We start from the raw sequence: 25,962 nt of genomic DNA, 5'->3' as shown, positions 1-25,962 counted from the left end.
TTTTTGTCGTCAAAACTAAAACCCGCCGATTGGCGGGTTTTTTAGATATGGCTATGGGCTTACACTTCTTCGCAATATTGATCGAAGTAGTCTTGTAATTTTTCTACTACAGACATCGGGTGGTGCCCTTCAATCTCATGACGCTCTATCATGGTGATGATTTTTCCATCCTTCAGCAATGCAAATGATGGGGATGACGGCGGATACCCTTCGAAATAATCACGGGCTTTTTCCGTCGCCTCTTTATCTTGCCCAGCAAAAACGGTTACAAGCTGATCTGGGCGTTTATCATTATGGATTGCATGAGCAGCTGCAGGTCTAGCAATTCCCCCAGCGCAGCCACAAACGGAGTTTACCATGACAAGTGTCGTTCCTTTTTGCGCAAATACTTCCACTACTTCCTCGGGAGTAGTCAATTCTGTATATCCAGCAGTCTTTATCTCATCGCGAGCCTGTTTGACTACGTCGTTCATTAAAAAATTAAAATCCATATTCATGGCATTTGCTCCTTCCAAGTTTTCTCTTCAATCCTATCATAACAATTGCCACTTCTTGATTCAATAAATTTACCTGTTAAAACCGCATAAACCGTTTAGAACGAAAAAGAAGCGAGAACCATGTGCGAAACAACTAGGCATACAAAAGGATGGGGCATGCCAGGAGACATTCCACGGTGCCCCATCCTATTTCTTTTTTAATTTGATTTAAATGTTTCTGTAAAAGATCCAAAGGCCTGCTTAACAGCAGCGGTGACCGTTTTATTCCCTGACATCACTTGATTCTCGAGTATAGGGAGAAGACCTTTGACGGTTTCATTTTTATAAAACATCGTTTTAAGCTGGTGATCAATCAATGAATAAAGCCATTCCTTAGATTGCATTCTTCTCCGTTCTTGAAAAACACCCGATTCTTTGGTCATATCGGAAAATTCATTCAAAACATCCCAAAGCTCAGGGATACCTTTACCGGTGATGGCGGAACAAGCATATGCCTTTCCTGCCCATCCCTTTGTTGCAGGCTGAAGGAAGTGCAAGATTCTGCTATATTCGGATTTCGTCCTAATCGCCAGCGGAATATTCTCTCCGTCGGCTTTATTGACCACAATTCCGTCCACAAGTTCCAGAATCCCCTTTTTCATCCCTTGTAATTCATCTCCGGCACCTGTTAGGACAAGGAGCATGAAAAAGTCGACCATACTACGTACTATAGCTTCACTCTGACCGACACCGACAGTTTCTATCAGTATCACATCAAATCCTGCCGCTTCACAAAGCAACATCGTTTCCCTCGTTTTGCGGTGAACTCCGCCTAGAGTGCCTTCGGATGGTGAAGGTCTTATGAAGGCATGAGGGTTTCTTGCCAGTTCCTCCATCCTTGTCTTATCACCTAATATACTTCCGCCATTGATCGAAGAGCTTGGGTCGACAGCTAGAACGGCAACCTTATGGCCCCTGTCACATAAGTAAGTTCCGAACGTCTCGATGAAGGTACTTTTTCCGGCACCGGGCACTCCGGAAATCCCGATGCGAATCGAGTTCCCTGTATGGGGAAGGATGGCATGCAATAATTCCTGTGCATGATCCAAGTGGTGTGATGCATTGCTTTCAACCAATGTAATCCCTTTAGCTAGCTTGGCCCTGTCCCCTTTTATGATTCCCTCTTTAAGTTCAAGGACCGGTATGTTTACATTTTGTTTTTTGACGAATTTGCTTTTTGAAGGCTTGTTTTGGCTGGCTGCTAATTCCACACCTGGCTTTAATGAAGAAGCAAAACCTTCCTGATTGTTAAGATCGACCCATTCCGGCTTCTTGTCTTCACTCATTATTGGGCCACTTCCTCATATCCGAGGCGATTGTATATTTCCTGAAGCACTTTCTTCGCTGCCTGTGGTATGACCGTACCAGGTCCAAAAATGGCTGTAGCCCCATTTTCCATTAGGTAATCATAATCCTGTGCAGGGATGACGCCGCCTACGATCACTATTATGTCCTCACGGCCCAAGTTCTTCAGTTCCGTCATAAGCTGCGGCAACAAAGTTTTATGGCCGGCAGCAAGCGAACTCATTCCGACTACATGCACATCATTTTCCACGGCTTGGATGGCTGTTTCTTCCGGTGTTTGAAATAATGGACCGATATCGACATCATAGCCTAAATCCGCAAACCCCGTTCCTACTACTTTAGCTCCACGATCATGACCGTCCTGACCCATTTTAGCCATTAACAAACGCGGCCTTCTTCCTTCATTTTCAAGGAACTCTTCCGTCATGCGGACGACTTCCTCAATTTCCGCTTCTTTTGAGTAGGCCGAGCTATATACGCCGCTGATAGAACGGATCGTTGCTTTGTGACGTCCAGCAACCTCTTCGATCGCATCGGATATTTCACCTAATGAAGCCCGTACTCTTGCAGCTTGCACAGCCAGTTCTAGAAGGTTACCTTCGCCAGTTCTGGCAGCCATGGATAGCGCTTGAAGAGCTTCATCCACCTTTGCCTGATCACGTTTCGCTTTTAATTCGCTCAAACGCTTAAGCTGACTTTCACGGACTACCGTATTATCAATCTCCAGTATTTCAATAGGATCCTCTTTTTTCAAACGATACTTATTGACGCCCACGATCGTTTCAACTTGAGAATCGATTTTAGCCTGACGCTTTGCAGCTGCTTCCTCGATCCTCATTTTTGGAAGGCCGGTTTCAATTGCCTTCGCCATTCCACCCAGTCCTTCGATTTCTTCTATGTGAGCCCAAGCCCGGTCGATTAATTCATTAGTGAGCGATTCTACATAGTATGAACCCGCCCATGGATCGATTACTTTTGTGATCCCGGTTTCCTCCTGCAGATATAACTGTGTGTTACGGGCAATGCGTGCCGAGAAATCAGTTGGCAAGGCAATGGCCTCATCCAATGCGTTCGTATGCAGGGACTGTGTATGCCCAAGTGCAGCCGCATGCGCTTCAATAAGGGTCCTAGCGACATTGTTAAACGGATCCTGCTCGGAGAGGCTCCAGCCTGAGGTTTGGGAATGCGTCCTCAATGCCATCGCTTTATTATTTTTCGGTTCGAATTGTTTCATCAGTTTTGACCAAATGAAACGAGCTGCCCTCATTTTTGCCACTTCCATGAAATAGTTCATTCCTATGGCCCAAAAGAATGAAAGGCGTGGTGCAAATTTATCGATATCAATACCTGCTTTCATTCCGGTACGTGCATACTCAAGCCCATCCGCCAACGTATAGGCAAGTTCGATATCAGCCGGCGCCCCCGCTTCTTGCAGGTGATAGCCGGAGATGGAAATGGAATTGAACTTGGGCATATATTTGGATGTATACTCAAATATATCAGCTATGATTTTCATGGACATTTCCGGTGGATAGATATACGTATTCCGAACCATGTATTCCTTTAAGATGTCATTTTGAATCGTGCCTGAAAGCTTATCCTGCGTTACGCCTTGTTCTTCAGCCGTCACGATATAAAATGCAAGAATGGGTAATACAGCACCGTTCATCGTCATTGACACGGACATCTGATCAAGCGGAATGCCGTCGAACAGGATTTTCATGTCAAGAATGGAATCAATGGCAACTCCCGCCTTCCCCACATCACCGACAACGCGTGGATGATCGGAGTCATAACCACGGTGTGTAGCTAAATCAAAAGCAACTGAGAGCCCTTTTTGCCCCATCGCCAGATTACGCCTGTAAAACGCATTGGATTCCTCGGCAGTCGAAAAACCTGCATACTGACGTACCGTCCAAGGACGATTGACATACATTGAAGGATAGGGCCCTCTTGTAAAAGGAGCGATGCCTGGCACACTCTCCATATGCTCCAAATCGCGATTATCTTCCTCAACATAAAGTGGTTTGATTTTTATTTGTTCATTGGTTTCAAACAGAAGATCCTCCATGTTTTTTTCAACTGCTTTTTCGGCTTCCTTTTTCCATGCTTCCACCGTACCTTTAATCTCAGGCTTAGCAGGATTTATAGCAGAAAAATTCGGTCTTTTCATTTTAGTTCACCCCAAGGTTCTGCAATAATTCCGATAAAATGGATATTGCATTTGTTTTAACATGGACAAAATCTTTGACTCCGGCTTCATTTAGCGTGATCTCCAATTCTTCTTTTTGCTTGCCGGCACAATAAATAGCGATTTCAGGGAATTGCTTTTTAATTTCTTTAATGGTGGCTGGTGCTAATTCCGAATAGTCAGCATCACTGCCGCAAACACAATAGATAGGGAGCTTGGTCGCAGCTACATAATTGACTGCTTCCTCCACGGTTTGACACCCCTCACTGCCGTTCGTTTCAATACCACCTGCAGCAGCAAGACTTTTAACGAAATCTGCACGAGGTTTAAAGGATTTGAGATTTTTCAAATTAATCAAACCAATAGTTGGAGCCGTTCCACTTATTTCTTTATACTTTTCACTGCGTAGTCTTATCTGTTCGAACTGAATGGATACCCGATTCAAGTCAAGTGGGGTAATGCCAACCGGCTTCTCAACGTTCATATATGACACATGGTTATTCCGTGTCGGGGTTTTAATCTTATCAGCGGGATTCGGATAGACATTCGTTCCGATGATGCTTTCTTTTCTGAAAGCCGCATTTTGGACTCTTCCTTGGTAAACTTCAGCTATTTCTTTCTGAAGGGTGCCTTGTTTAATTAGCTCAAGTATCCCTCCAGCTGCATCGATTTCAAGGAATTTCGCCCAAGCCTTTTCAGCCAATTCATCCGTTAGTTGCTCAACATACCATGAACCGCCAGCAGGATCGACCACTGTTGTTATATTTGTTTCTTCTTTTAAAATCAAGTGAGTGTTACGGGCAATTCTTTCTGAAAAATCATCGGTTTCACCAGTTGCATGTGTGAATGGATGAATTTGAAGGTATTGAATGCCTCCAATAGCTGCAGCGAAAGCTTGATTTGTGGTCCGAAGAATATTGACATGCTGATCATAAAGCGTTTCTGTCAACTCGGAAGTAACGGCATGTATCGCCATTTTAAAATGATCCGATGCCGTTTCGAAAGCTTCTGCAAGTCCTGCCCAAAGCCTTCTGGCAGCCCGCAGTTTAGCGATGGACATGAAGTAATTTGAATCCAAAGCAAAAGAGAATACTATTTTTTCGGAAACCGAAGCAATGGAAAGCCCTTGTTTTTGACCTGCCAATAGAAATTGGACGGCAGCCGCTAATCCATAAGCTATTTCTTGTACGGCATTAGCTCCCCCATTATGGTAGACTGCCGTATTAATCAAAATTGTTTTTAAATCCCTGCCTACACTCTGATAATCTTGGATCGTCTTCAGCCAGTCTGCAAAATAGTTATCCGTATCTTCTGGCAGCTGACCGCAAATGAGCCATTCTGCAATGGGATCTTCAGCAATAACGCCTGTCAATTGGGTATTTTGTGCTTCGGCTACCGCCTTGAATTGAGGGAATAATCCTTTTTGTTTCCCCTTTAAGTCAATGAAAACCGGAATTCCTTTTAATGGGATATCCTTAAACAATTTTTCTGCCCTTGCGCCCTCGGCAAGCAATCGTGCAGGGTATGCCACGACATTTTGACCGCGTTTGAATGAAGCCTTCATCTTTTCATTTGCTTCTTCAGCCGTGATACCGCTTACAGGTTGAACGACAAGCCAAGGTTTTTCGTGATATCCCGTTGGGGAAGTTCCTCGGGTGAAAGGGAAAAATCCTGGTAATTCAGCTACTTTTTCCGTTGAATCCCCCGTTTCTGTATAGAGCGGTGATAAAGTGATGCCCTCATATGTATTCGTTTTTAATTTTTCTACACTTTTCCCTTTTAAACTTGTTTCCGCAGCTTCTTTCCACTCTTCAAAAGAAGGCTTAGGAAAGGTTATGTTTTTTACATCTTTCAGTTCCATCTGTAATCGCTTTCTTATCCTCTGCCGCATCATAAGCCCTGTCCTTTCATTGGGAGAACGAACGCTCAGTCAGTTTTGGATAAGAAAACCACCCTCCCGTCAATTTGTTCTGGATTATACTAACATTCTACCATAATTTTCTTTAAATTTAAGACAATAGAAATTAGAAAATCGGTTATTAGGGAAACCACTAGCCTATTTCATCTTTTTTAAATCAAGTACAGCCGCTGACCTGTATTAGAACAGCCCTTAATAAAATAATAGCAAAAATAAAATTTTTGTCGATGTTTTTCTACGGAAAAGAGAAATGACAGGGTCTAAACTTTGGCGAATCAATAACTGCTGGATTAAAAGATGGTCAGGAACCACCCTCGTCACCATAGTCATTGTTTCCATCAAATTTTTTTAAAAAAGGTGATTGGAACGGGTGTGCACGACTCCAGCAGGAATAGCGCGTCCAAGGAGAGACCCCATAGGCGCCAAGATTGCCGAGGGCAACCCGCCCGGGAAATCGAGTGCGGAGTTCCAATTAACGTGAAAATTGTACCAATCAAAAAAAACTGTAGGCAAAATCGATTTTCATCGAGTTTGCCTACAGTATGAAGGTACAACCTTCCGGTCATCATTTTAGTATATGGAAGTGTTATCTTTGGAAATCTTTTCGATGATTTCTTTAACCCTTGCAAGGAATCGTCCGCATACCAGTCCGTCCAAAACACGATGATCAAGTGATAAACAGAGATTCACCATATCTCGTACTGCAATCATATCATTTATGACCACTGGACGTTTTACAATCGTTTCAACTTGTAAAATGGCCGCCTGTGGATAATTGATGATTCCCATGGACTGGACAGAACCGAATGAGCCAGTGTTATTAACAGTGAACGTACCACCTTGCATATCCTCCGCTTTTAACTTACCCGCCTTCACTTTGGATGCAAGTTCCTGTATCTCCCTTGCTATACCTTTGATTGATTTTTCATCGGCATTTTTAATGACCGGTACAAATAAGGCATCTTCGGTTGCAACGGCTATGGATATATTGATTTCTTTCTTTTGTATGATATTTTCGCCTGCCCACATCGAATTGAGCTCTGGAAATTCCGTAAGAGCTTGAGCAACCGCTTTGACGAAAAAGGCAAAGTACGTTAAATTATAGCCTTCTTTTTGTTTAAACTCGGATTTAAGATTATCACGCAACTTCACCATATTGCTTGCATCAACTTCCACCATCGTCCAAGCATGCGGAATTTCGTGTTTACTTTTCAACATATTGGATGCAATTGCCTTACGGATGCCGGTAACAGGTATTTCCTTGTCCCCAGCCGCAGTCGGCATGTTAGGTACTGGACTGGTTTGACGTTTAACTTGAGGTGCGTTCTCCACAGGAGCCGAATCGGATATGGCGGAAGGCTCATCCGCCTTAGGAAGATTCCCTGATTCAACAAGTTTCAGTAAATCTTTACGGGTGATCCGTCCCTCATTTCCCGTCCCTTTAACTTTCGAAAGATCGATTCCATGCTCCTGGGAAAGTTTTAACACAGCTGGCGAATAGCGAGCTTTCCTTGATGGTTCGGCCGACGCTTGCTGCACATCTCTTTTAGCAGGTGCATCAACAATTTCCTCACTATGAGAAACTTGCCCAGCATTTCCGTTATCCGTCTTTGCCGCTTCAACTTCAATCGAGCAAATGACTTCGCCGACTGCCAATGTTTGATTCTCATCTGCTTTCAATTCCTTGATGATGCCGGTGAAGGAAGAAGGAACCTCAGCATTTACTTTATCCGTCATCACTTCAGCTAGCGGGTCGTATTTAGTGACATGATCCCCGGGCTTCACAAGCCATTTACTGATGGTCCCCTCTGTGACACTTTCGCCTAGTTGAGGCATCTTCATTAATTCCATAGCCATAATTCGTTCCTCCTTCTTAACAGTCATTAATACTCGGCCAATTCCCTCATTGCTTTTTCCACTTTATCAGGATTGACCATAAATTGTTTTTCCATCGTAGGCGCATATGGCATGGCAGGTACATCAGGTCCGGCCAACCGCTTTACAGGGGCATCCAAATCAAAAAGGCAATGCTCGGCAATGATGGCTGCAACCTCACTCATGATGCTTCCTTCTTTATTATCTTCCGTAACCAGTAATACTTTCCCCGTTTTAGAAGCTGCTTCTATGATAGCATCCTTATCCAAAGGGTAGACCGTACGCAAGTCAAGAACATGTGCAGAAATTCCATCTGCAGCTAATTTTTCTGCTGCCTGAAGGGCAAAATGCACACAAAGTCCATAGGAAATGACAGTAATGTCTTCCCCTTCCCTTTTCACATCCGCCTTACCGATGGGAAGGACATAATCTTCAGTCGGTACCTCACCCTTGATCAAGCGGTATGCGCGTTTATGTTCAAAGAAAAGCACTGGGTCTTCATCGCGAATGGCAGCTTTAAGCAACCCCTTTACATCATACGGAGTGGAAGGCATCACAATTTTCAAGCCCGGCTGATTGGCAAAAATCGCTTCAACCGATTGTGAATGGTAAAGAGCTCCATGAATTCCTCCTCCATACGGAGCACGGATTACCATAGGACAGCTCCAGTCATTATTAGAACGGTATCTAATTTTGGCTGCCTCTGAAACTATTTGGTTAATGGCAGGCATGATGAAATCAGCAAATTGCATCTCAGCTATCGGCCGCAGCCCATACATGGCGGCTCCAATTCCCACTCCTGCAATTGCAGATTCAGCGAGCGGGGTATCGATGACCCTTGCTTCACCGAATTGGTCGTACAAACCATTAGTGGCTTTAAAGACCCCACCTTTTTTTCCTACATCCTCTCCCAATACGAATACACGGGAATCGCGTTCCATCTCTTCCCTCATTGCCATTGTCACGGCATCTATATAAGAAATCACTGGCATTCTATTACCCCCTTACTTTTGTGCATACACATGATTCATAGCACTTTCAGCCTTCGGATATGGAGCATTTTCAGCATAATCGGTTGCTTCATTTACTATCTTCATGACTTCATCATTCATTTGTTTCTCAAGGTCATCATCCATGATTCCCACTTCTTTTAAATACGCTCCAAATGTCATTATCGAATCCTTCGTTTTGGCTTCGGCCACTTCGTCCGCAGTCCGGTAGCTTCGGTCATCATCATCACTTGAATGAGGCGTGAGCCTGTATGAAACGGTTTCTACAAGTGTAGGTCCTTCTCCCCTTCGTGCACGGTCAGCCGCTTCTTTCACCGCTGCATACACTTCCAATGGATCATTGCCATCCACCGTTATTCCAGGCATCCCATAGCCAATCGCCCTGTCGGAAACATTTTCACACGATAGCTGTTTCTCTATAGGAACGGAAATCGCATATTTATTATTTTCACACATGAAAATGACCGGTAGCTTGTGCACACCTGCAAAGTTGGCCCCTTCATGAAAATCTCCCTGATTGGATGAACCTTCCCCAAACGTTACGAATGTCACCAAATCCTTACCTTCCATCTTCCCTGCAAGTGCAATTCCAACAGCATGCGGGACCTGTGTCGTTACAGGCGATGAACCAGTGACGATCCTATTTTTCTTTTGACCAAAATGACCAGGCATTTGGCGCCCGCCGGAATTGGGATCTTCCTCTTTCGCGAAACCTGAAAGCATCAAGTCTTTTGCTGTCATTCCGAAGGTAAGAACTACACCCACATCCCGATAATAAGGCAGTACATAATCCTTTTGCCGATCCAGCGCAAACGCAGCCCCAACCTGTGCAGCTTCTTGCCCCTGGCAGGAAATCACGAAGGGAATTTTCCCGGATCGGTTTAAAAGCCACATGCGCTCATCAATTCTGCGGGACAAAAGCATTGTCCGATACATATCTAAAACCGTTTCCTCATTTAAGCCTAATTGTTCATGACGTTTTTCTACCATCATAAAACCTCCTGACCTTATTCTTTATGAATGAATGGCACGTCCATCGACAGCAAGTGCCGCCTCTCCGATTGCTTCAGAAAGACTTGGGTGCGGATGAATTGTCTTGCCTATTTCCCAAGGTGTCGCATCAAGCACTTTTGCAAGTCCGGCTTCTGAAATCATATCCGTAACATGTGGTCCGATCATATGAACGCCCAGTATATCATCCGTTCTCTTATCGGCGATGATTTTGACAAAGCCATCCGCTTCCCCGAATACAAGGGCCTTACCAACTGCACGGAATGGGAACTTCCCAATTTTAAGGTCATAGCCTTCTTTGTTTGCCTGTTCTTCCGTCAAACCGACACTTGCAGCTTCAGGGCTTGAATACACACATTTTGAAATGAGCGAATAATCCAGCCGTTCCGGTTTTTGGCCTGCGATATGTTCAACGGCCGTAATGCCTTCATGGGAGGCAACGTGAGCCAACTGGAGACCGCCAATACAATCACCGATTGCATAGATATGTGATTCCTTCGTTTGGAAGAAGTCATTGGTTTCAATAAAGCCTTTTTCTTTCACAATTTCCGTATTTTCAAGGCCGATCCCTTCAACATTAGCTGATCTGCCTACGGAAACCAGCATTTTTTCAGCTGTGAACTCCTCCACCGAACCCTTGACTTCTGCAGAAATGGTAACTGAATCATCCGTTTTTAGGGTATCAGGCAATACCTTCGCACCTATAACGAATTTGACGCCTTTTTTCTTTAAGAGAAGAAGCATTTCACTGGAAATATCATGGTCCTCAGTCGGGATGATTCTATCTGCATATTCCAGCACTGTCACTTCCACACCAAAATCATTGAGCATCGAAGCCCATTCAATGCCGATAACTCCACCGCCTACAATAATCATTGATTTTGGCAGGCTCTGAAGCTTTAGAGCTTCATCCGATGTAAGCACCAATTCCCCATCAATAGCTAAACCGGGGAGTGTCTTCGGACGCGAACCGGTAGCAATGATGACATTCTGAGGAATGAGCATTTCATTTTCACTGCCATTATTCATTTCCACGGAAATTGTCCCAGGCATCGGTGAAAATATAGAAGGACCAAGTATACGCCCTAACCCTTCATAAACCGTTATCTTTCCTTGTTTCATCAAGTGCTGAACACCTTTATAGAGTTGATCGACCACTTTATTCTTTCTTTCCTGCACCTTAAGGAAGTCTACCTTTACATCCCCGGTAACTATACCGAATTCCTCACTTTTCACTGCAGTCTGATAAACTTCCGCACTCCTTAAAAGTGCTTTCGAAGGGATACAGCCTTTATGTAGACACGTTCCGCCGAGCTTGCCTTTCTCCACGACAGCCGTTTTCAATCCTAATTGAGCAGCCCTTATTGCCGCCACATACCCGCCAGTTCCTCCTCCGAGGATAACGAGGTCAAAATCTTCAGCCAAAACCACTCCTCCTCACAAATACATACTATTTGTCACCATTTTTACTTGGCATATGTTTATTACGTTATCCATGTTGAAAATTCCTGTGTTTAATTAAAAAAACACAGGAATCTATATCTTGTGAAACTACAATCATTTTCTTCCATTCAAGATATGTTTTTCATTTTGCAAGAATTGGCTCCTTGAATTCCTCATGCGAGCAATTCGCTCCTCTGCCATCCTATCCGCTGCTTTATATGTTGGGATTTGATCGCGATTTGCTATCTCGATGACTCTTTCAATTGTATCATAAACCGTTTCCACTTTCTTAAGGGCTCTTTCCCGATTATATCCTAAAAGCTCATCGGCCACGTTTATGACTCCACCTGCATTAATTACATAATCAGGTGCATATATAATACCTTTTTCATGAATTTGATCGCCATGAACAGGTTCCTTTAATTGATTATTGGCCGCACCAGCAATGACCTTCGCCTTGATTTGATTGATTGTATGATCATTTATGACAGCCCCTAATGCACATGGTGCATAGATATCACAGTCGACTCCATAAATTTCGTCAGGATCAACTGCAGTCGCCCCAAAGGATTCAACCGCACGGGCCACGCTTTCTTTATTGATATCCGTAACGATCAGCTGGGCGCCCTCCTCATGAAGGTGACGGCATAAGTTATAAGAAACATTCCCGACGCCTTGGACCGCAATCACCCTGCCTTCTAAAGAATCAGTTCCGAATGCCTCTTTCGCAGCAGCTTTCATACCGCGATATACCCCATAGGCTGTTACAGGGGAAGGATTCCCCGAAGAACCGAATGCAGGGGAAATCCCAGTGACAAAATCCGTCTCCTCATGAATGAGGTCCATATCCTCAACCGTTGTACCTACATCTTCCGCTGTTATATAACGCCCATTCAGCCCTTGTATATACCTTCCGAAGGCACGGAACATTTCTTCATTTTTATCCTTACGGGGATCGCCGATGATGACAGTTTTTCCCCCGCCTAAATTCAAGCCGGCAGCTGCGTTCTTATATGTCATTCCTCTTGAAAGCCTTAAGGCATCTTCAATGGCATCTTCTTCAGATGCATACGTCCACATCCTTGTGCCTCCAAGCGCAGGCCCTAACGTCGTATCATGAATGGCAATAATCGCTTTTAAACCCGATTGTTTATCCTGACAGAATAACAATTGCTCGTAATCATACTTTTCAAGATATTTAAAAATTTCCATAAAGGAATCCTCCCTAGATGTTTTAATACATATCAGATGAGAACACTGAATTACTCCTCATTCTTACTTGTTACTACGTTCATTTAAAATAAAATCCGCTACTAGCATGATATTTTCCCACTGGGGAATGGTTCCCGTGAAAGAACCATTCACTTTTAAATATGCAAATAACATGCCAATTAAATACATAATGCGAGCCTTTTTATCCAAATAAAGGAGATGCTGGTTAATATGTTGGGCAACTATAGCCTATAACAAATTCAAAAAAATTTCATGTTAGAAGTGGAGTCTCGCTTAAATTAAAATAAATCAGAAAATTCCACGCAGTTTTTTTCATAGTACGCAATTATTTGCGTGCAAAAATTTTCACAGTTTTAGTTTTTCAATTTTGTAATATAGATTTCTAACTGAAATCCCCAGCGCTTTTGCCGTAAGTGTTTTATTTCCCTTGTGGGTATGGAACGCCTGCTGAATGATTTCGGCTTCATACTGGTCTATTATCTCCGAGAGCGGTTTCCCCGATACGTAGCCAGAATGCTTCAATAATAATTTCTCCTGTTTTACTGGAATCTCTTCGATAAAATCCGGAATATGTTGTATATCAATGACCGTCTCGTTCAATTTCATGAAAATGATTGCCCGTCCCAAGATGTTTTCCAGTTCCCTGACATTACCCGGCCAGTTGTAAATTTGCATTTTATGTATAGCTGCTGCTGTAATTCCCTCTATGCTCCGTCCATACTCCTGATTGATTTTATTAATCAAATGCTCCGCCAATTCTCTCAAATCTTCTTTTCTCTTTCTTAATGGTGCAATGAAAATAGGCATGCGGTTCAGCCTGAAATACAAGTCTTCCCTGAATGATCCGTTTGCGATGGCCTGTTCAAGATTGATATTCGTAGCGGCTATTACCCGGACATTGATGGGGATTGGCTTCGTCCCCCCCACTCTGATGATTTCCTTTTCTTGTAATACCCGAAGTAATTTAGCTTGGATGTTGGCTGGCAATTCACCAATTTCGTCCAAAAAGATACTCCCTTGATTTGCCTCTTCAAAAAAACCGACCTTCCCCCCCCTGCTGGCCCCAGTAAAGGCTCCTTCATCATAACCGAACAGTTCACTTTCAAGTAATGATTCCGAGATGGCTGCACAATTTACCCGTACGAATTTATTGAATTTCCTATCGCTCGCATTATGTATGGCATGTGCAAATAACTCTTTGCCGGTCCCTGATTCCCCTCTTAATAAGACAGTAGCAGGTGTTCTTGCCGATAATTTCGCCTGTTCAATGGGAAGCTTCATCTCTTCGGAAGCCCCAATTATATCATCAAAGGAATATTTAGCCTGCAATGTCCGGATAATCTGTCTTGCCCGATTCAGTTCGTGGGTCAAAGCTTGAATTTCCGATACATCATGAATGACGCCAACGCTCCCTTTCAGGCACCCATCCACAATGATTGGAGCAACATTTACGATCACTTCCTTATGTTTTGGGCCGACACGCATATTGACACCCCGAACAGGCTTTTTTGTCTGAAGCACTTTCATATGCATACTTTCACCTTCGTAAATATCGATGGAAGCCGGCTTACCGATAACTTGGGTCTTTGTTAAGCCGGTGATTCTTGTATATGCCGGATTGATCAAAAGCCCCCTGCCTTGTTCATCCACAACAGATATGGCTTCATCACTGGATTGAATGATCGCCTGGAGCATCGTCTGTATCTCTTTTAAATCAGTGATCTGCTCTGCCAATTGTACAGCTTCTGTTTTATTCCTAAACATGGAAAAAGCCCCTATGATTTCTTTATCGGCATTCACAAGAGGGATCCTTGTCGTTATGAGTTCCATCCCATTGCTAAGGGTGATTTCCTGATTTACTTCTTTTTGGTTCGTTTGCATAACTGACAGCAAGCCAGTAGAAGGGATGAAATCTTTAATATGTCTGCCAATCACATCTTCACGCTTTGTGTCAGATGCACGTTCCGCACTATCATTGAACATGATGATGAATCCTTCATGATCAATCACCACCATTCCTTCACTGGTCGTATTAAGAATCAAGTCCATTTTTGCCGAGGCATTCTCCAATTTACTTATTAATCGATTTTTCTCTTCAAACAGCTTAGTCATAATGAGGGCAACACTTCCAGGAATGAGAATCGTTTGTTCGCCCATGTCCCTTTTTATCTTTTTATAGACAGATGGGTCTCCGGTCGTATCAAAAATGATGTCCAAATCCCGCTCCAATCCCACTCTCCAATCAGTCACTGTAGGAATCCTTCGTTCATTTGCTGCAAGCATCCCTTCAGCAGATTCATTCGTATCAGCCATACAAACAATGGAGAATACTTCACTTTCCGAGAGGAGTTTCAACACGGTTGTCCCTCCCACTCCTCCCCCTACTATCATGACCTTTTGCATGAGCCATCCCCCTTAAGATATAATTACCCCTTTTAATAGATCGTTCCCTGCAATTTTTTTCATACTCCCAACCATTTTACCATATTGGCTCCCTTTAAAAACAGCCACCATCTCCCAGTCATTATCTTGATTCCCGGAACTTGACAAATAATTTATATCCTTTATCATTTTTTTAAGACGGAATTTTCGGAAGGGATTTGACCGCATGAAACGTTTAATCGCTTTTTTGATTCTTTTTATACCTGGTGCCTTTGCTGCCTATGGCATAAAAATAATGAGGGACATGGTATTCGGTATTTTACAGCCTCCCTATCCATTCCTTTGGCTGCAATTTTTAATAGGACTGCTCATAACGATTGGCGGAATAGCCTTTATCGCCGGCTTCATCCTTCATCGAGACCGAAAACAAAATAAGGTCCAAAGCAGGTTCACTAAATTTTAAACGTAAATAGAAGGTGCCATATCTCATATGGCACCTTCTTTTTTTATCTTGATTTCAATCCTTCTCTGATTCGTACGGCTTCCTCGGGAAAATCCGTAATGATGCCGCTGCACCCCAGTTTGAATAACCGCTTCATCTCTGCTTCTTTATTAATGGTATATGGCCGTACAAGAACACCCATACTCATCGATGCTTGAATTAGTGCATCAGGGGCAACCCTGATATTTGGGTGGATCGCACTACCGCCTATTGCCTTGGCATATATCCACGGCATGTATAGACCATCCCTATAAAGCGGTGCAGTTTCCAATTCAGGTGCCAATTGGTGGCAATTGACCAAACTGCAATGATTGAATGAAGAAAGGATTACCCTTTCCTCCATTTCGTAAGTACGGATGAGCCGGATGACTTTCTCTTCTAAGCCTGGATACAGAAAAAGAGTATTTTTCAATTCAATATTGCAAAAAAGCTGATTATCATAAAGCCAAATAAATAGTTCTTCAAGCGTCGGAATCTTTTCTTTTCCCAATTTACCCTTATGGGTTGCAGAAGCATTAAGTTTTTTTAACTCCAGCAAGGTCCGCTCTTTTACATACCCCGAGGCATTCGTTGTACGATCGAGCTTTTCATCGTGAATGATGACCACTTCCCCATCTTTGGAGAGCTGGACATCCGTTTCAATTCCGTCCGCCCCGACACGGGCAGCTTCTTTGAACGCCGCCATCGTATTTTCCGGATGTGTACCTGCAGAGCCTCGATGCGCAAAGATTAAGGTCATGATGAAACGCCGCCTCTCTCAATAATTGTTATATCCCAATTTATGAACAGAAACAGCAAATTATTTTCATCTAGATCAATCCTTCAATCAAAATGCAGGTGATTATTTTCTGCATAGAATGTTCCTTTCGTCAGAACACCCAATTTCTTTTCCAAGCTTTTGATTTGCAAGCGGATATCCGGGAAGGGCATTTGACCAATCGTAATTTCCCCTTCACCTTTTGATTCAGGCATGTCCATGATTGACTTCCGTTTTTCGTCCAATTGATATTTGAGGCATCTCCCTCTCGAATTGATTTTTTGTTTGTTCGTATTGAAAACTTTGCTCACCCAATCTTCCCGGAGAAATTTCATATACATCCTGCTTTTCCTTCATTGATTCAAGTTCCATTATTTTTGATTTATATAAAAGCAAAATCTCATTCAATTCTTCTTTAAAAGATCACGGTTAAATCCCTTCACTTTTATTAACGTTTTCCGTTCCATTCGATTCCCGATTAATTTCCCCTTCTTTTCAACCGTGAAGATATTTTCGGCTTTCAGGAAACTCCCGCTGGTTTTCTGTCCGATCTTTTAACCACTGCTACCTACTTCGTCTAAAATGATCTGTACCGCTTTTTCGACCAAACAAAAACGCCTTTTATTTATGGGATTTCCTTTAAAATCCAATAAATAAAAGGCGTTTAATTTTTTAAACCGGCGTAAAAATTTTGAAGTTGCCGATTAGAAAAAATCAAGAAGCAACTTCTTCCTGTCCTTTGCCTCCAGAACGGAGAGTTCCTATTTATATTTAGCGGCTCTAGCCTTTATATGTTCAATTGTTACCCTGAATCCTTACAACCGGTTTTTCCCTACCCCTGTCAAGAAGCTTTATGTTCGAGGCGCAGCTTATCGGCAACCATGGCAATGAATTCGGAATTTGTAGGTTTTGCCTTAGTCATGCTTACGGTATATCCGAAAAGAGATGATATGGATTCTATATTTCCACGGCTCCAGGCCACTTCAATCGCATGCCGGATAGCACGTTCGACACGGCTGGCCGTAGTATTGTATTTTTTTGCGATATCCGGATATAAAACTTTGGTGATAGAACCCAATAGTTCAATATCATTATATACCATCGATATCGCTTCCCTTAAATACAAATAGCCCTTAATATGTGCAGGCACTCCAATCTCGTGAATGATGCTTGTGATGCTGGCATCGAGGTTCTTCGGCTTGGATTCATTTTGGGGACGATAGCTAAATTGACTATGATTTTTTAAAACCGCCTGCCCTTTACCGCTTACCTGACGTATGTGATTGGCCAGATTTTCCATATCGAATGGTTTCAGGATGAAGTAAGACGCACCCAAATCAACAGCTTTTTTCGTTACATCTTCTTGACCAAATGCAGTAAGCATAATCACATTAGGCATAGCACCCCGTTTTACTTCACGAAGTTTTTCAAGTACACCTAACCCATCCAAATGAGGCATGATAATATCGAGGATCAATATATCCGGATCAACGCTTTCAAGCATCCCCAGGCAATCTTGACCGTTATGTGCCACCCCAATTACTTCCATGTCTTCCTGTGCAGAAATGTATTCATCCAGAAGGCCAACAAGTTCTCTATTATCATCTACAACGCACACCTTAATTTTTTTCACGCTTGATTTCCTCCTCAACTACAATTGGTCTTTTTTTCTATATGACTAAATTCTATTGTAATTGAACTTTTCGACAATGGAAACTAAATTCCTTTTATTTTTGAAAAAATATAAGGAATTCAATATTATTCTCCGGATATCTCTTGTTTTCGACTTCGTTTGCTATTCGAATAAAGCGATTGTCGAAAAATCTTCATATCGTTATCATTTTATCACATCGTTTCAAAAAAACCTCTATTTTTTAAAGAAATCAAATTTAATTCCTACCCAAAACCTCTGCTAACCATAACTTTCCATTAAAAAGGGGCATCCAAAAGGATACCCGGATTCTTAGCTTGCCTTTTCAAAATTATTTTTGTCGTATATATTTATACCGGCTTCGTTTAACATCCATTCGATATGGACTCCATACCCACTTGTAGGATCATTAACGAATACATGTGTGACTGCACCGATTAATTTCCCATTTTGTATGATAGGACTGCCGCTCATACCTTGAACGATCCCACCTGTTTTTTGCAGCAATTCTTTATCCGTCACTTTTATGACCATACCTTTAATTGCAGGAAACTTCTGTGGTATGGAACTGACGATTTCGACATCGAATTCCTCCACTTTAGAACCGTCCACCACTGTAAGGATTTTTGCTGGTCCTTCCTTTACCTCATGGGAAAGGGTGATGGGGAGTGGCTTGTCGTTAATTCCATTTTTATAATCTTGATTTAATTTCCCAAAAATTCCAAAGGGGCTATTGCGATTGATATTTCCTATTTTTTCTTTATTAGAAGAAAAGCGTGCCAATTTTTCTCCGGGATCACCATTGCTTCCTTTTTCGATGGATGTGACCGTCGATTGAACAATCTGTCCGTCCTTAACAACAATCGGCTTTTTTGTGTCCATATCGGATATGACATGTCCCAACGCCCCATATTTTTTTGAATCCGGGTGATAAAACGTCATCGTTCCGATACCAGCTGCCGAATCACGGATATACAAACCCAATTTGTAAGTTCCTTCATTCTTATCTTTTAGAGGTAATAGGGTACTGTGGAGCACTTCATTATCACGGTTAATGACAAGATTCAACGCCTCACCCTTTTCACCTGCCTGCTGAACAAAAGGGGTTACATCCCCCATCTTCTTTATCGTCTGACCATTGATTTCTGTAATAATATCACCGATTTCAATTTTCGCTTTTTCTCCCGGTGATTTTTTCCCCTGCGCAGTATCAATAAGATGATGACCTACTACGAGCACCCCAAGAGTATTAAGCTTTACTCCAATGGATTGGCCACCAGGCATGACCTTAAAATCTTTTAACACCCTGATGTCGACCTTTTTGGCAGGCAAGCCTGCTACATCCAGTAACACTTCATTCGTACCCGGTTTCTCAGCACCAAGTGTAATCGAGGCTTGTTCATCATGAAGCGAAATTCCATCACTGGATCTCGAAGTTTTTGCAGAAACAGGCAATGACTTGGAAATACTATATTGACTTCCTTCAAATAGTACAAGATGATTTGGAATTAAAAAATATTCACGAGATGGCTGGTATAACCCTAATGTTAATAGCGAAACAAGGAGAATTCCACCGATGATTCTGTTTATCCATATAAATTTCAATCCATTCACTCTCCTCGCTCTCTGAAACTTAATGGCTACACCTTTAATTTAGCCCTCATGACAGTCATTTATAACAGGTGCAAAAAATAAAAGCTATCCGTTTTTGGATAGCTTTACAATGAATGCTTATGATTAGTTTAATTAATCTACTTACCGGCCCTTTATGATGTTATCTTCAGCCTTTTGGCAAGCTGGATTAATTCATTGGCATGTTGTTTAGTCAAATCCGTTATCTCTACTCCTGAAATCATCCTGCCAATTTCTTTTATTTTTTCAGTTTCAATTAACGGCTTTACCGAGGTATTCGTGCGTCCGGCCCTTACATTTTTCGCTATGAAAAGGTGAGTATCCGCCATAGCTGCCACCTGTGGCAAATGGGATATGCACAGTACTTGTGATCCAGTTGCCACTTTATAGATCTTTTCTGCAATGGATTGCGCAACCCGTCCGCTCACACCTGTGTCCACTTCATCAAAGATAATGGACGTTATGCCTTGGTGCTTGGAGAATATGCTTTTCAATGCAAGCATGATCCTCGACAGTTCACCACCAGATGCGATTTTAGATAGAGGTTTTAATGGTTCACCTGGATTGGTGGAAATATAAAATTCCATTGAATCCAGCCCTGACTGATTGATGCCCCTATCTGACAATTCATCGAAAGTATAGGCCGTTTGAAGGAAATGTGGTTCGAAAATTGTCTTTTCCATGTATAAATCTTTTAATTCCTGATGAATCTTTTTTGTTAGCTGCTGAGCGAATTTCTGGCGAAGTTCAGACAGGTTCTTTGCTTCGACAATTAAATCTGCCTTGATGGATTTCATTTCCTTTTCAAGCTTCGCTATATGGGTTTCCCTATTTTGAAGTTTTTCGACTTCTTCTTCAATAGCGGCCCCATATTCCAGGATTTCCTCGATTGTCCGCCCGTATTTACGCTTTAATTGATTTATTTCATTAAGGCGACTTTCAATGAACTCGACCCGTTCTGTATCATAATCCAAAGAGTCTAATTGGTCACGGATGTTAGACACGGCCTCTTCAAGCAGGAAGTAGCTATTTGAAACGGTTTCAGAGCTGTTCTTTAAACCTTCATCAAGCCCTGCCGCTTCCTCCAAATTATTCATGGCTACGGAAAGCCAATCAATTGCATGCTGCTCACCATTTAAAGCATTATAACTGGTTTGCAGCGCTTCATGGATTTTTTCAAAATTATTAATTTTCTTCCGCTCTTCCATCAATTCCTCATCTTCGCGTAATTTCAAATCAGCTTTTTGGATTTCGTCGAATTGAAATTGGATCAAATCAAGGCGGTGGACCATTTGCTGTTCATTTTGGCTCAAACCATTCAATTGTTTAGAAGCGGTTTCATAACGTTTATATAGCTTTTGGTATTCAGTGAGTGCAGATGCGATCTTTTCACCGCCGAATTGATCGAGCAGTGGAAGATGGAGTCGTTCGTCCATTAATTCCTGATGTTCATGCTGGCCATGGATATCTATCAACGTCCGTCCTATCTCACGTAAGATGGCAATCGTTACAAGCTTTCCGTTTACCCTGCAAACGCTTTTGCCGCTCAGTGAGATATCCCTTCGAAGTATCGCCATCCCATCATTCATATCGATGCCAAACTCTTCCGCTTTGGCAAAGACGGGGTGTTTTTCATCTTCAATTTGGAATAATCCTTCTATTTCAGCCTTCGACTCACCATGCCGAATGAACTCTGCAGAACCACGTCCCCCCACCAAAAGATGAACGGCATCTATTATGATTGACTTCCCTGCCCCTGTTTCTCCTGTCAAGACCGTCAAGCCTTTCTCAAATGAAACGGACAGGCTGTCTATGATCGCAAAATTCCTAATCGATAATTCTGTTAACAAACTAGGTCACCTCACAACATTATTAGAGCATGTCCAAGAATTTGCCGGAAATGATCTTTGCATCTTCCTCAGAACGGCAGATAATTAAACAAGTATCGTCGCCGCCGATCGTTCCGAGTATTTCTTGCCAATTTAAATTATCAATCAATGCACAGATTGCCTGGGCATTACCTGGAAGCATCTTCATAACCAGCAAATTATTGGCTGAGTCAATGCGCACAAATGCATCGACAAGGATTCTCTTTAATTTTTGAAGTGGATTGAAACGTTGGTCGGCCGGCAGACTGTATTTATATCTTCCATCCGTTAAAGGCACTTTTACAAGGTGAAGCTCTTTAATATCCCTAGAAACAGTGGCTTGAGTTACATTGTATCCAGCTAATTTCAATTCTTCAACTAACTCATCCTGGGTTTCGATATCATTATTCGTTATAATGTCCCTTATTTTTATATGTCGTTGTCCTTTATTCATAAGTAGAAGCACCTCTTCTCAACTGTTGCTCATTTAATGGTAATGGTTCACTTTCATTTCTTACTTAAGCAGTCTGTCCCAATATGGGATTGCTTCAATCATCAGTACGTGCAAATAGGCCGCTTTTGAAAGTGGCTAATATTAATGTTATCGGATTTTTATGCAATTGTACAACTTTTTTCTCTAAAAATGAATATAAGTCTATTATTTGTACTTACCTATTTTATGTATCCATCGATAAATGATTCAAGTACATGACGCACAATGTATAGTTAAAAAGCTCCTTTAGCCAACCATTCAGCCAAAGGAGCCCATACAAAGTTCTAGCTATTCTTTTTTAAATTGGGCATGGGCCTCTCCAACGATGTCATCAACCGTTTTCGAAAGCAATATCGTTCCAACTTCCTTTGAGCCTTGCCAGTGTAAATGAAGTAAGAATTCAATATTCCCATCACCGCCGGTAATCGGCGAGAAGGAAGCATCCTTAATATCATAGCCTTCCTTTATAGAAAAAGAAATGATCTTATCCAACACTTGTTTATGGATTTTGGGATCACGAACAATCCCCTTTTTCCCCACTTGATCCTTCCCAGCTTCGAATTGCGGTTTAACCAAGGCAACGACATCACTATTCGGGACGAGCAAGGTCTTTAGCACCGGTAAAATTAACGTAAGCGAGATGAAAGAAACATCAATGCTTGCAAAGTTTGGCATCTCCCCATCGAGATCGGCGGGTGTAACATAACGGAAATTGGTCCGTTCCATTACTTTTACCCGCTCATCCTGTCTAAGCTTCCAGGCAAGCTGATTATAGCCGACATCAAGCGCATAAGACATTATGGCGCCATTTTGCAAAGCACAATCCGTGAACCCACCAGTTGATGAACCTATATCAAGCAGTATTTTTCCATTCACTTGTAAATCGAATTCCCTTAATGCCTTCTCAAGTTTTAGACCGCCTCTTGAAACATAAGGCATGACTTTTCCTTTGATCGTAAATTCGAGATCGACCGGTACTTTTTCCCCCGGTTTTTCGTACCTTTCTTCATTCGCGTAGACAAGACCTGCCATAACCATACGCTTCGCTTTTTCACGTGTATCGGCCAGGCCTTGTTCTACAAGTAATACATCTACTCTTTCTTTCATCACTTTCATATTGTCAGGCCCTTTTTTCTTTTTTGGGTGTTATCATTTTAATCTTTTTGATGGCTGTCTCAGTCGTTAAACCGATTTCTTCAAGAAGTTCATCGACACTTCCATGTTCAATGAAATAATCAGGTATTCCCATTCGATCTATAATTGCCCCATAAAATCCTTGATCATGGGCATATTCAAGTACAGAACTACCAAAACCACCTTGAAGTACAGCTTCTTCTATTGTCAAGATTGGCATTTTTTCACCCAGGAGACTGCTTAACATGTTCTCATCCAAAGGCTTAATGAACCGGGCATTGATCACCTTAACTGAATAATCGTCTTTCTCCAGCAGTTCTGCCGCTTCAAGAGCCATGGGAATCGTTGTTCCGAACGTTAAGATCGCAGCATCCGTTCCTTCTTTAAGAACTTCCCACGAACCGATTGGAATCTGCTTTAATTCGGTATCCATCACAACTCCCCAACCATTCCCACGAGGGAAACGCATAGCAATCGGACCATCATTATAGTTTAAGGCTGTATTGACCATATGCTGGCCTTCGTTTTCATCTTTAGGCATCATCAACACCATATTCGGAACATGGCGTAAGAAAGCAATATCGAAAACGCCTTGATGCGTTTCACCATCGGAACCGACCAATCCGGCACGATCGATCCCTATGAATACGTTCAAATTTTGACGGCAGATATCATGAACGACCTGGTCATAAGCTCTTTGCAGGAAGGTTGAATAAATAGCCAGGAAAGGTTTCATTTTTTGCGTTGCCAATCCTGCAGCAAAAGTTGCAGCATGCTGCTCGGCAATCCCTACATCATAGAAACGCTCTGGGAACTCTTGAGAAAAGCCCACCAACTTCGATCCTACGGGCATTGCAGGTGTAATCGCGACAATCCGCTCATCGTCACGAGCCAGCCTGCTGACAGTATCACTTACAAGAGCGCTCCAAGCAGGACCTTTACTAGGGGATTTCACGAAATCGCCAGTCTCGATCTTATATGGACCTGTCCCATGCCAGTTCCCTGTTGTATCCAATTCGGCAGGTGAATATCCTTTGCCCTTTTTGGTGATGACATGCAACAGTACAGGTCCCTTCGTTTTCTTGGCATATCTTAAATTCTCCAGCAATTCTTCATAATTATGACCATCTACCGGTCCAAGGTATGTGAAACCAAGCTCTTCGAAAAAGATTCCTGAGACCAATAAGTACTTCATGCTATCCTTCAAGCGTTCAGCTGTAGCTGCAAGTTTACCACCGACTGCAGGTATTTTTTTCAAAAGCAGCTCCAATTCATCTTTTGCCCAGTTATATTTACCTGCTGTCCGCAATCTTCCCAATATCGTGTGTAAAGCACCTACGTTAGGGGCTATGGACATTTCATTATCATTCAGGATAACGATCATGTCCTTTTTTTCATCACCGATATGGTTCAACGCTTCAAGCGCCATTCCGCCTGTTAGTGCACCGTCCCCGATTACAGGCAGAATAAAACTGCTTTCACCTTTGATATCACGGGCAGCCGCCATTCCCATTGCAGCTGAAAGGGAAGTCGAACTGTGACCTGTTTCCCAAACATCATGGGGGCTTTCAATCATTTTCGGAAAACCGCAAAGACCTTTATATTTCTTTAAGGTGTCGAACTCTCCTGCTCTGCCAGTCAGGATTTTATGGACATAGGATTGATGTCCGACATCCCATAAAATTTTATCATTCGGACTGTCGAATTCTTTATGCAAGGCTATAGTCAACTCGACGACACCTAAATTGGGCCCAATATGCCCACCCGTCACCGATAATTTTTCCACAAGAAATTTACGTACTTCCACACTTAACTCAACAAGTTCTTCATTATTCATCTTCTTCAAAAAAGAAGGGTCTTTTATAGATAGAAGATCCAAACAGGACCACTCACTTTCTGTAATTTTCGGTTGTAAGCATAAACAAAGCCTCATTAAAGAGGAATGGATGACTAGACCGAAAAATTGGTTTTAAGTTAAAAAATAGCCGCCAACACCCAGGTGATTTCGGCGGCTTATCATACCTATTTTATCACGTATCTCAATAAAAAAATTCATTTTGATTTTCACATATTTTTGCACAATGAGTATACCATAAAACCTCAATTGATAACAAATTTAGCCACAATCAATGATTACGGTTCGCTATTAAATCAGTTAGATCGTTCAACAAACCTGTTTGTAAGGTTGTTTTTCCTAAAGCGGCATGGGCAAGTTCTATATGATGTTCCAACTTTTCCTTTGCCCCTTGAAGCGTAAGTAAAGATGGATATGTACTTTTATGATTCCCCACATCACTGCCAACCGGCTTGCCGATCAACTCGACCGTCCCTTCAATATCCAGGATATCATCGCGAATTTGAAAAGCAAGCCCCAGGTGGTATGCAAAGTCACGTAAATGCAGTTGCTGTTCTTCATTCGCCCCGGCTAATATAGCACCGGAAAGGATGCTTGCAGTCAATAACTTCCCTGTTTTATGTTCATGTATATACTCCAATTCCTGAAGGGTCAACTGTTTATTTTCACCTTCCATATCCGCAACTTGACCTCCAACCATTCCTTCGGCTCCGGCAGAATTCGCAATTTCACTTACCAGGTTCAGCTTCATTTCAGCCGTCACCTCGGGATCGATCATATCCGTCACCAATTGAAAGCTATATGTAAGAAGCGCATCACCTGCCAGTATTGCTACCGCTTCACCGAACACTTTATGGTTCGTCGGTTTTCCGCGGCGGAGATCATCATCATCCATCGCCGGAAGATCATCATGAATCAAAGAATATGTATGAATCATTTCAATGGCAGCCGCTGCAGGAATCCCCATCCTCAAGTTTTTTCCAAAGGCCTCCAGAACGGCAAAGACCAATAACGGGCGAATCCGTTTACCTCCTGCCTCCAGTGAATAGACCATGGCTTCTTTGACCACTGCCGGAGCTTTAAGTTTATTGACATATTCCACGATTTCCCGTTCTATAATCGCCTTATATTCTTTAGAAAACATTTCAAAGGACTCTGTACCCATG

Annotated in this window: 20 protein-coding genes; 1 reads left to right on the top strand and 19 read right to left on the bottom strand. The window is 42.4% G+C overall.

Annotated features, from left to right (window positions below; all coding sequences use genetic code 11):
* Positions 1–59 precede the first annotated feature (59 nt).
* The 10 genes from ACFRAK_RS12130 to ACFRAK_RS12085 all read right to left on the bottom strand — a co-directional run bounded on the left by ACFRAK_RS12130 (position 60) and on the right by ACFRAK_RS12085 (position 14,925).
* The gene (locus tag ACFRAK_RS12130; RefSeq protein WP_394571782.1) at positions 60–497 is read right to left on the bottom strand and encodes a BrxA/BrxB family bacilliredoxin; all 438 of its coding nucleotides are present in this window, start codon (positions 495–497) and stop codon (positions 60–62) included.
* Between the two features lie 197 nt (positions 498–694).
* On the bottom strand, positions 695–1,822 hold the full coding sequence (gene meaB / locus ACFRAK_RS12125; protein ID WP_394571781.1) for a methylmalonyl Co-A mutase-associated GTPase MeaB: 1,128 nt from the start codon (positions 1,820–1,822) through the stop codon (positions 695–697).
* Positions 1,822–4,014, bottom strand: coding sequence for a methylmalonyl-CoA mutase (scpA, locus tag ACFRAK_RS12120; RefSeq protein ID WP_260284651.1), 2,193 nt, complete (start codon positions 4,012–4,014; stop codon positions 1,822–1,824). Before scpA ends, meaB begins: the two co-directional genes overlap by 1 nt.
* Position 4,015: 1 nt before the next feature.
* Complete coding sequence (locus ACFRAK_RS12115; protein WP_387597843.1) at positions 4,016–5,893, bottom strand: methylmalonyl-CoA mutase family protein; 1,878 nt, start codon at positions 5,891–5,893, stop codon at positions 4,016–4,018.
* A 627-nt stretch (positions 5,894–6,520) separates the two neighbouring features.
* Positions 6,521–7,807, bottom strand: coding sequence for a dihydrolipoamide acetyltransferase family protein (locus ACFRAK_RS12110; RefSeq protein ID WP_387597846.1), 1,287 nt, complete (start codon positions 7,805–7,807; stop codon positions 6,521–6,523).
* Positions 7,808–7,833: 26 nt separating this feature from the next.
* A complete protein-coding gene (locus tag ACFRAK_RS12105; protein ID WP_101222514.1) occupies positions 7,834–8,817 on the bottom strand; it encodes an alpha-ketoacid dehydrogenase subunit beta in 984 nt (327 codons plus the stop codon).
* Positions 8,818–8,829: 12 nt separating this feature from the next.
* Entirely contained in the window at positions 8,830–9,825 is a 996-nt protein-coding gene (locus ACFRAK_RS12100; protein ID WP_048679300.1) for a thiamine pyrophosphate-dependent dehydrogenase E1 component subunit alpha, read from the bottom strand.
* 24 nt (positions 9,826–9,849) lie between these two features.
* Positions 9,850–11,271, bottom strand: a complete 1,422-nt coding sequence (gene lpdA / locus ACFRAK_RS12095) for a dihydrolipoyl dehydrogenase (protein ID WP_394571780.1) — start codon at positions 11,269–11,271, stop codon at positions 9,850–9,852.
* Positions 11,272–11,403: 132 nt separating this feature from the next.
* Positions 11,404–12,501 (bottom strand): branched-chain amino acid dehydrogenase, encoded by a 1,098-nt coding sequence (gene bcd, locus ACFRAK_RS12090; protein ID WP_394571779.1) that lies wholly within the window; start codon positions 12,499–12,501, stop codon positions 11,404–11,406.
* Positions 12,502–12,867: 366 nt separating this feature from the next.
* Positions 12,868–14,925 (bottom strand): sigma 54-interacting transcriptional regulator, encoded by a 2,058-nt coding sequence (locus ACFRAK_RS12085; RefSeq protein ID WP_394571778.1) that lies wholly within the window; start codon positions 14,923–14,925, stop codon positions 12,868–12,870.
* A gap of 205 nt (positions 14,926–15,130) precedes the next feature.
* Between ACFRAK_RS12085 and ACFRAK_RS12080 the strand changes: the two genes are divergently transcribed.
* Positions 15,131–15,367: a DUF2627 domain-containing protein gene (locus ACFRAK_RS12080; RefSeq protein ID WP_192205447.1), complete on the top strand. Its 237-nt coding sequence runs from the start codon at positions 15,131–15,133 to the stop codon at positions 15,365–15,367.
* A 43-nt stretch (positions 15,368–15,410) separates the two neighbouring features.
* Here ACFRAK_RS12080 and ACFRAK_RS12075 read toward each other — a convergent pair whose 3' ends face one another.
* The 9 genes from ACFRAK_RS12075 to ACFRAK_RS12035 all read right to left on the bottom strand — a co-directional run bounded on the left by ACFRAK_RS12075 (position 15,411) and on the right by ACFRAK_RS12035 (position 25,961).
* Positions 15,411–16,145: a glycerophosphodiester phosphodiesterase gene (locus tag ACFRAK_RS12075; RefSeq protein ID WP_394571777.1), complete on the bottom strand. Its 735-nt coding sequence runs from the start codon at positions 16,143–16,145 to the stop codon at positions 15,411–15,413.
* Between the two features lie 83 nt (positions 16,146–16,228).
* The gene (locus ACFRAK_RS12070; protein WP_394571776.1) at positions 16,229–16,498 is read right to left on the bottom strand and encodes a hypothetical protein; all 270 of its coding nucleotides are present in this window, start codon (positions 16,496–16,498) and stop codon (positions 16,229–16,231) included.
* Positions 16,499–17,004: 506 nt separating this feature from the next.
* Positions 17,005–17,796, bottom strand: a complete 792-nt coding sequence (spo0A, locus tag ACFRAK_RS12065; RefSeq protein ID WP_192205450.1) for a sporulation transcription factor Spo0A — start codon at positions 17,794–17,796, stop codon at positions 17,005–17,007.
* A gap of 330 nt (positions 17,797–18,126) precedes the next feature.
* Entirely contained in the window at positions 18,127–19,419 is a 1,293-nt protein-coding gene (gene spoIVB, locus ACFRAK_RS12060) for a SpoIVB peptidase (RefSeq protein ID WP_260284659.1), read from the bottom strand.
* A gap of 161 nt (positions 19,420–19,580) precedes the next feature.
* Entirely contained in the window at positions 19,581–21,296 is a 1,716-nt protein-coding gene (gene recN, locus ACFRAK_RS12055) for a DNA repair protein RecN (protein WP_387597862.1), read from the bottom strand.
* A 22-nt stretch (positions 21,297–21,318) separates the two neighbouring features.
* Complete coding sequence (gene ahrC, locus ACFRAK_RS12050; protein WP_034308279.1) at positions 21,319–21,768, bottom strand: transcriptional regulator AhrC/ArgR; 450 nt, start codon at positions 21,766–21,768, stop codon at positions 21,319–21,321.
* 327 nt (positions 21,769–22,095) lie between these two features.
* Positions 22,096–22,923, bottom strand: a complete 828-nt coding sequence (locus ACFRAK_RS12045) for a TlyA family RNA methyltransferase (RefSeq protein WP_387597865.1) — start codon at positions 22,921–22,923, stop codon at positions 22,096–22,098.
* 4 nt (positions 22,924–22,927) lie between these two features.
* Positions 22,928–24,820 carry a 1-deoxy-D-xylulose-5-phosphate synthase gene (gene dxs / locus ACFRAK_RS12040; RefSeq protein ID WP_387597868.1) on the bottom strand — a complete coding sequence of 631 codons (1,893 nt, stop codon included), beginning with the start codon at positions 24,818–24,820 and terminating at the stop codon, positions 22,928–22,930.
* Positions 24,821–25,067: 247 nt separating this feature from the next.
* Complete coding sequence (locus ACFRAK_RS12035) at positions 25,068–25,961, bottom strand: polyprenyl synthetase family protein (RefSeq protein WP_387597871.1); 894 nt, start codon at positions 25,959–25,961, stop codon at positions 25,068–25,070.
* Position 25,962: the final 1 nt, after the last annotated feature.

The sequence above is a fragment of the Peribacillus sp. NPDC056705 genome, assembly GCF_043656335.1.
The sequence above is the reverse complement of the archived record's forward strand: the minus strand, read 5'-3'. Positions and strand labels throughout refer to the sequence as shown.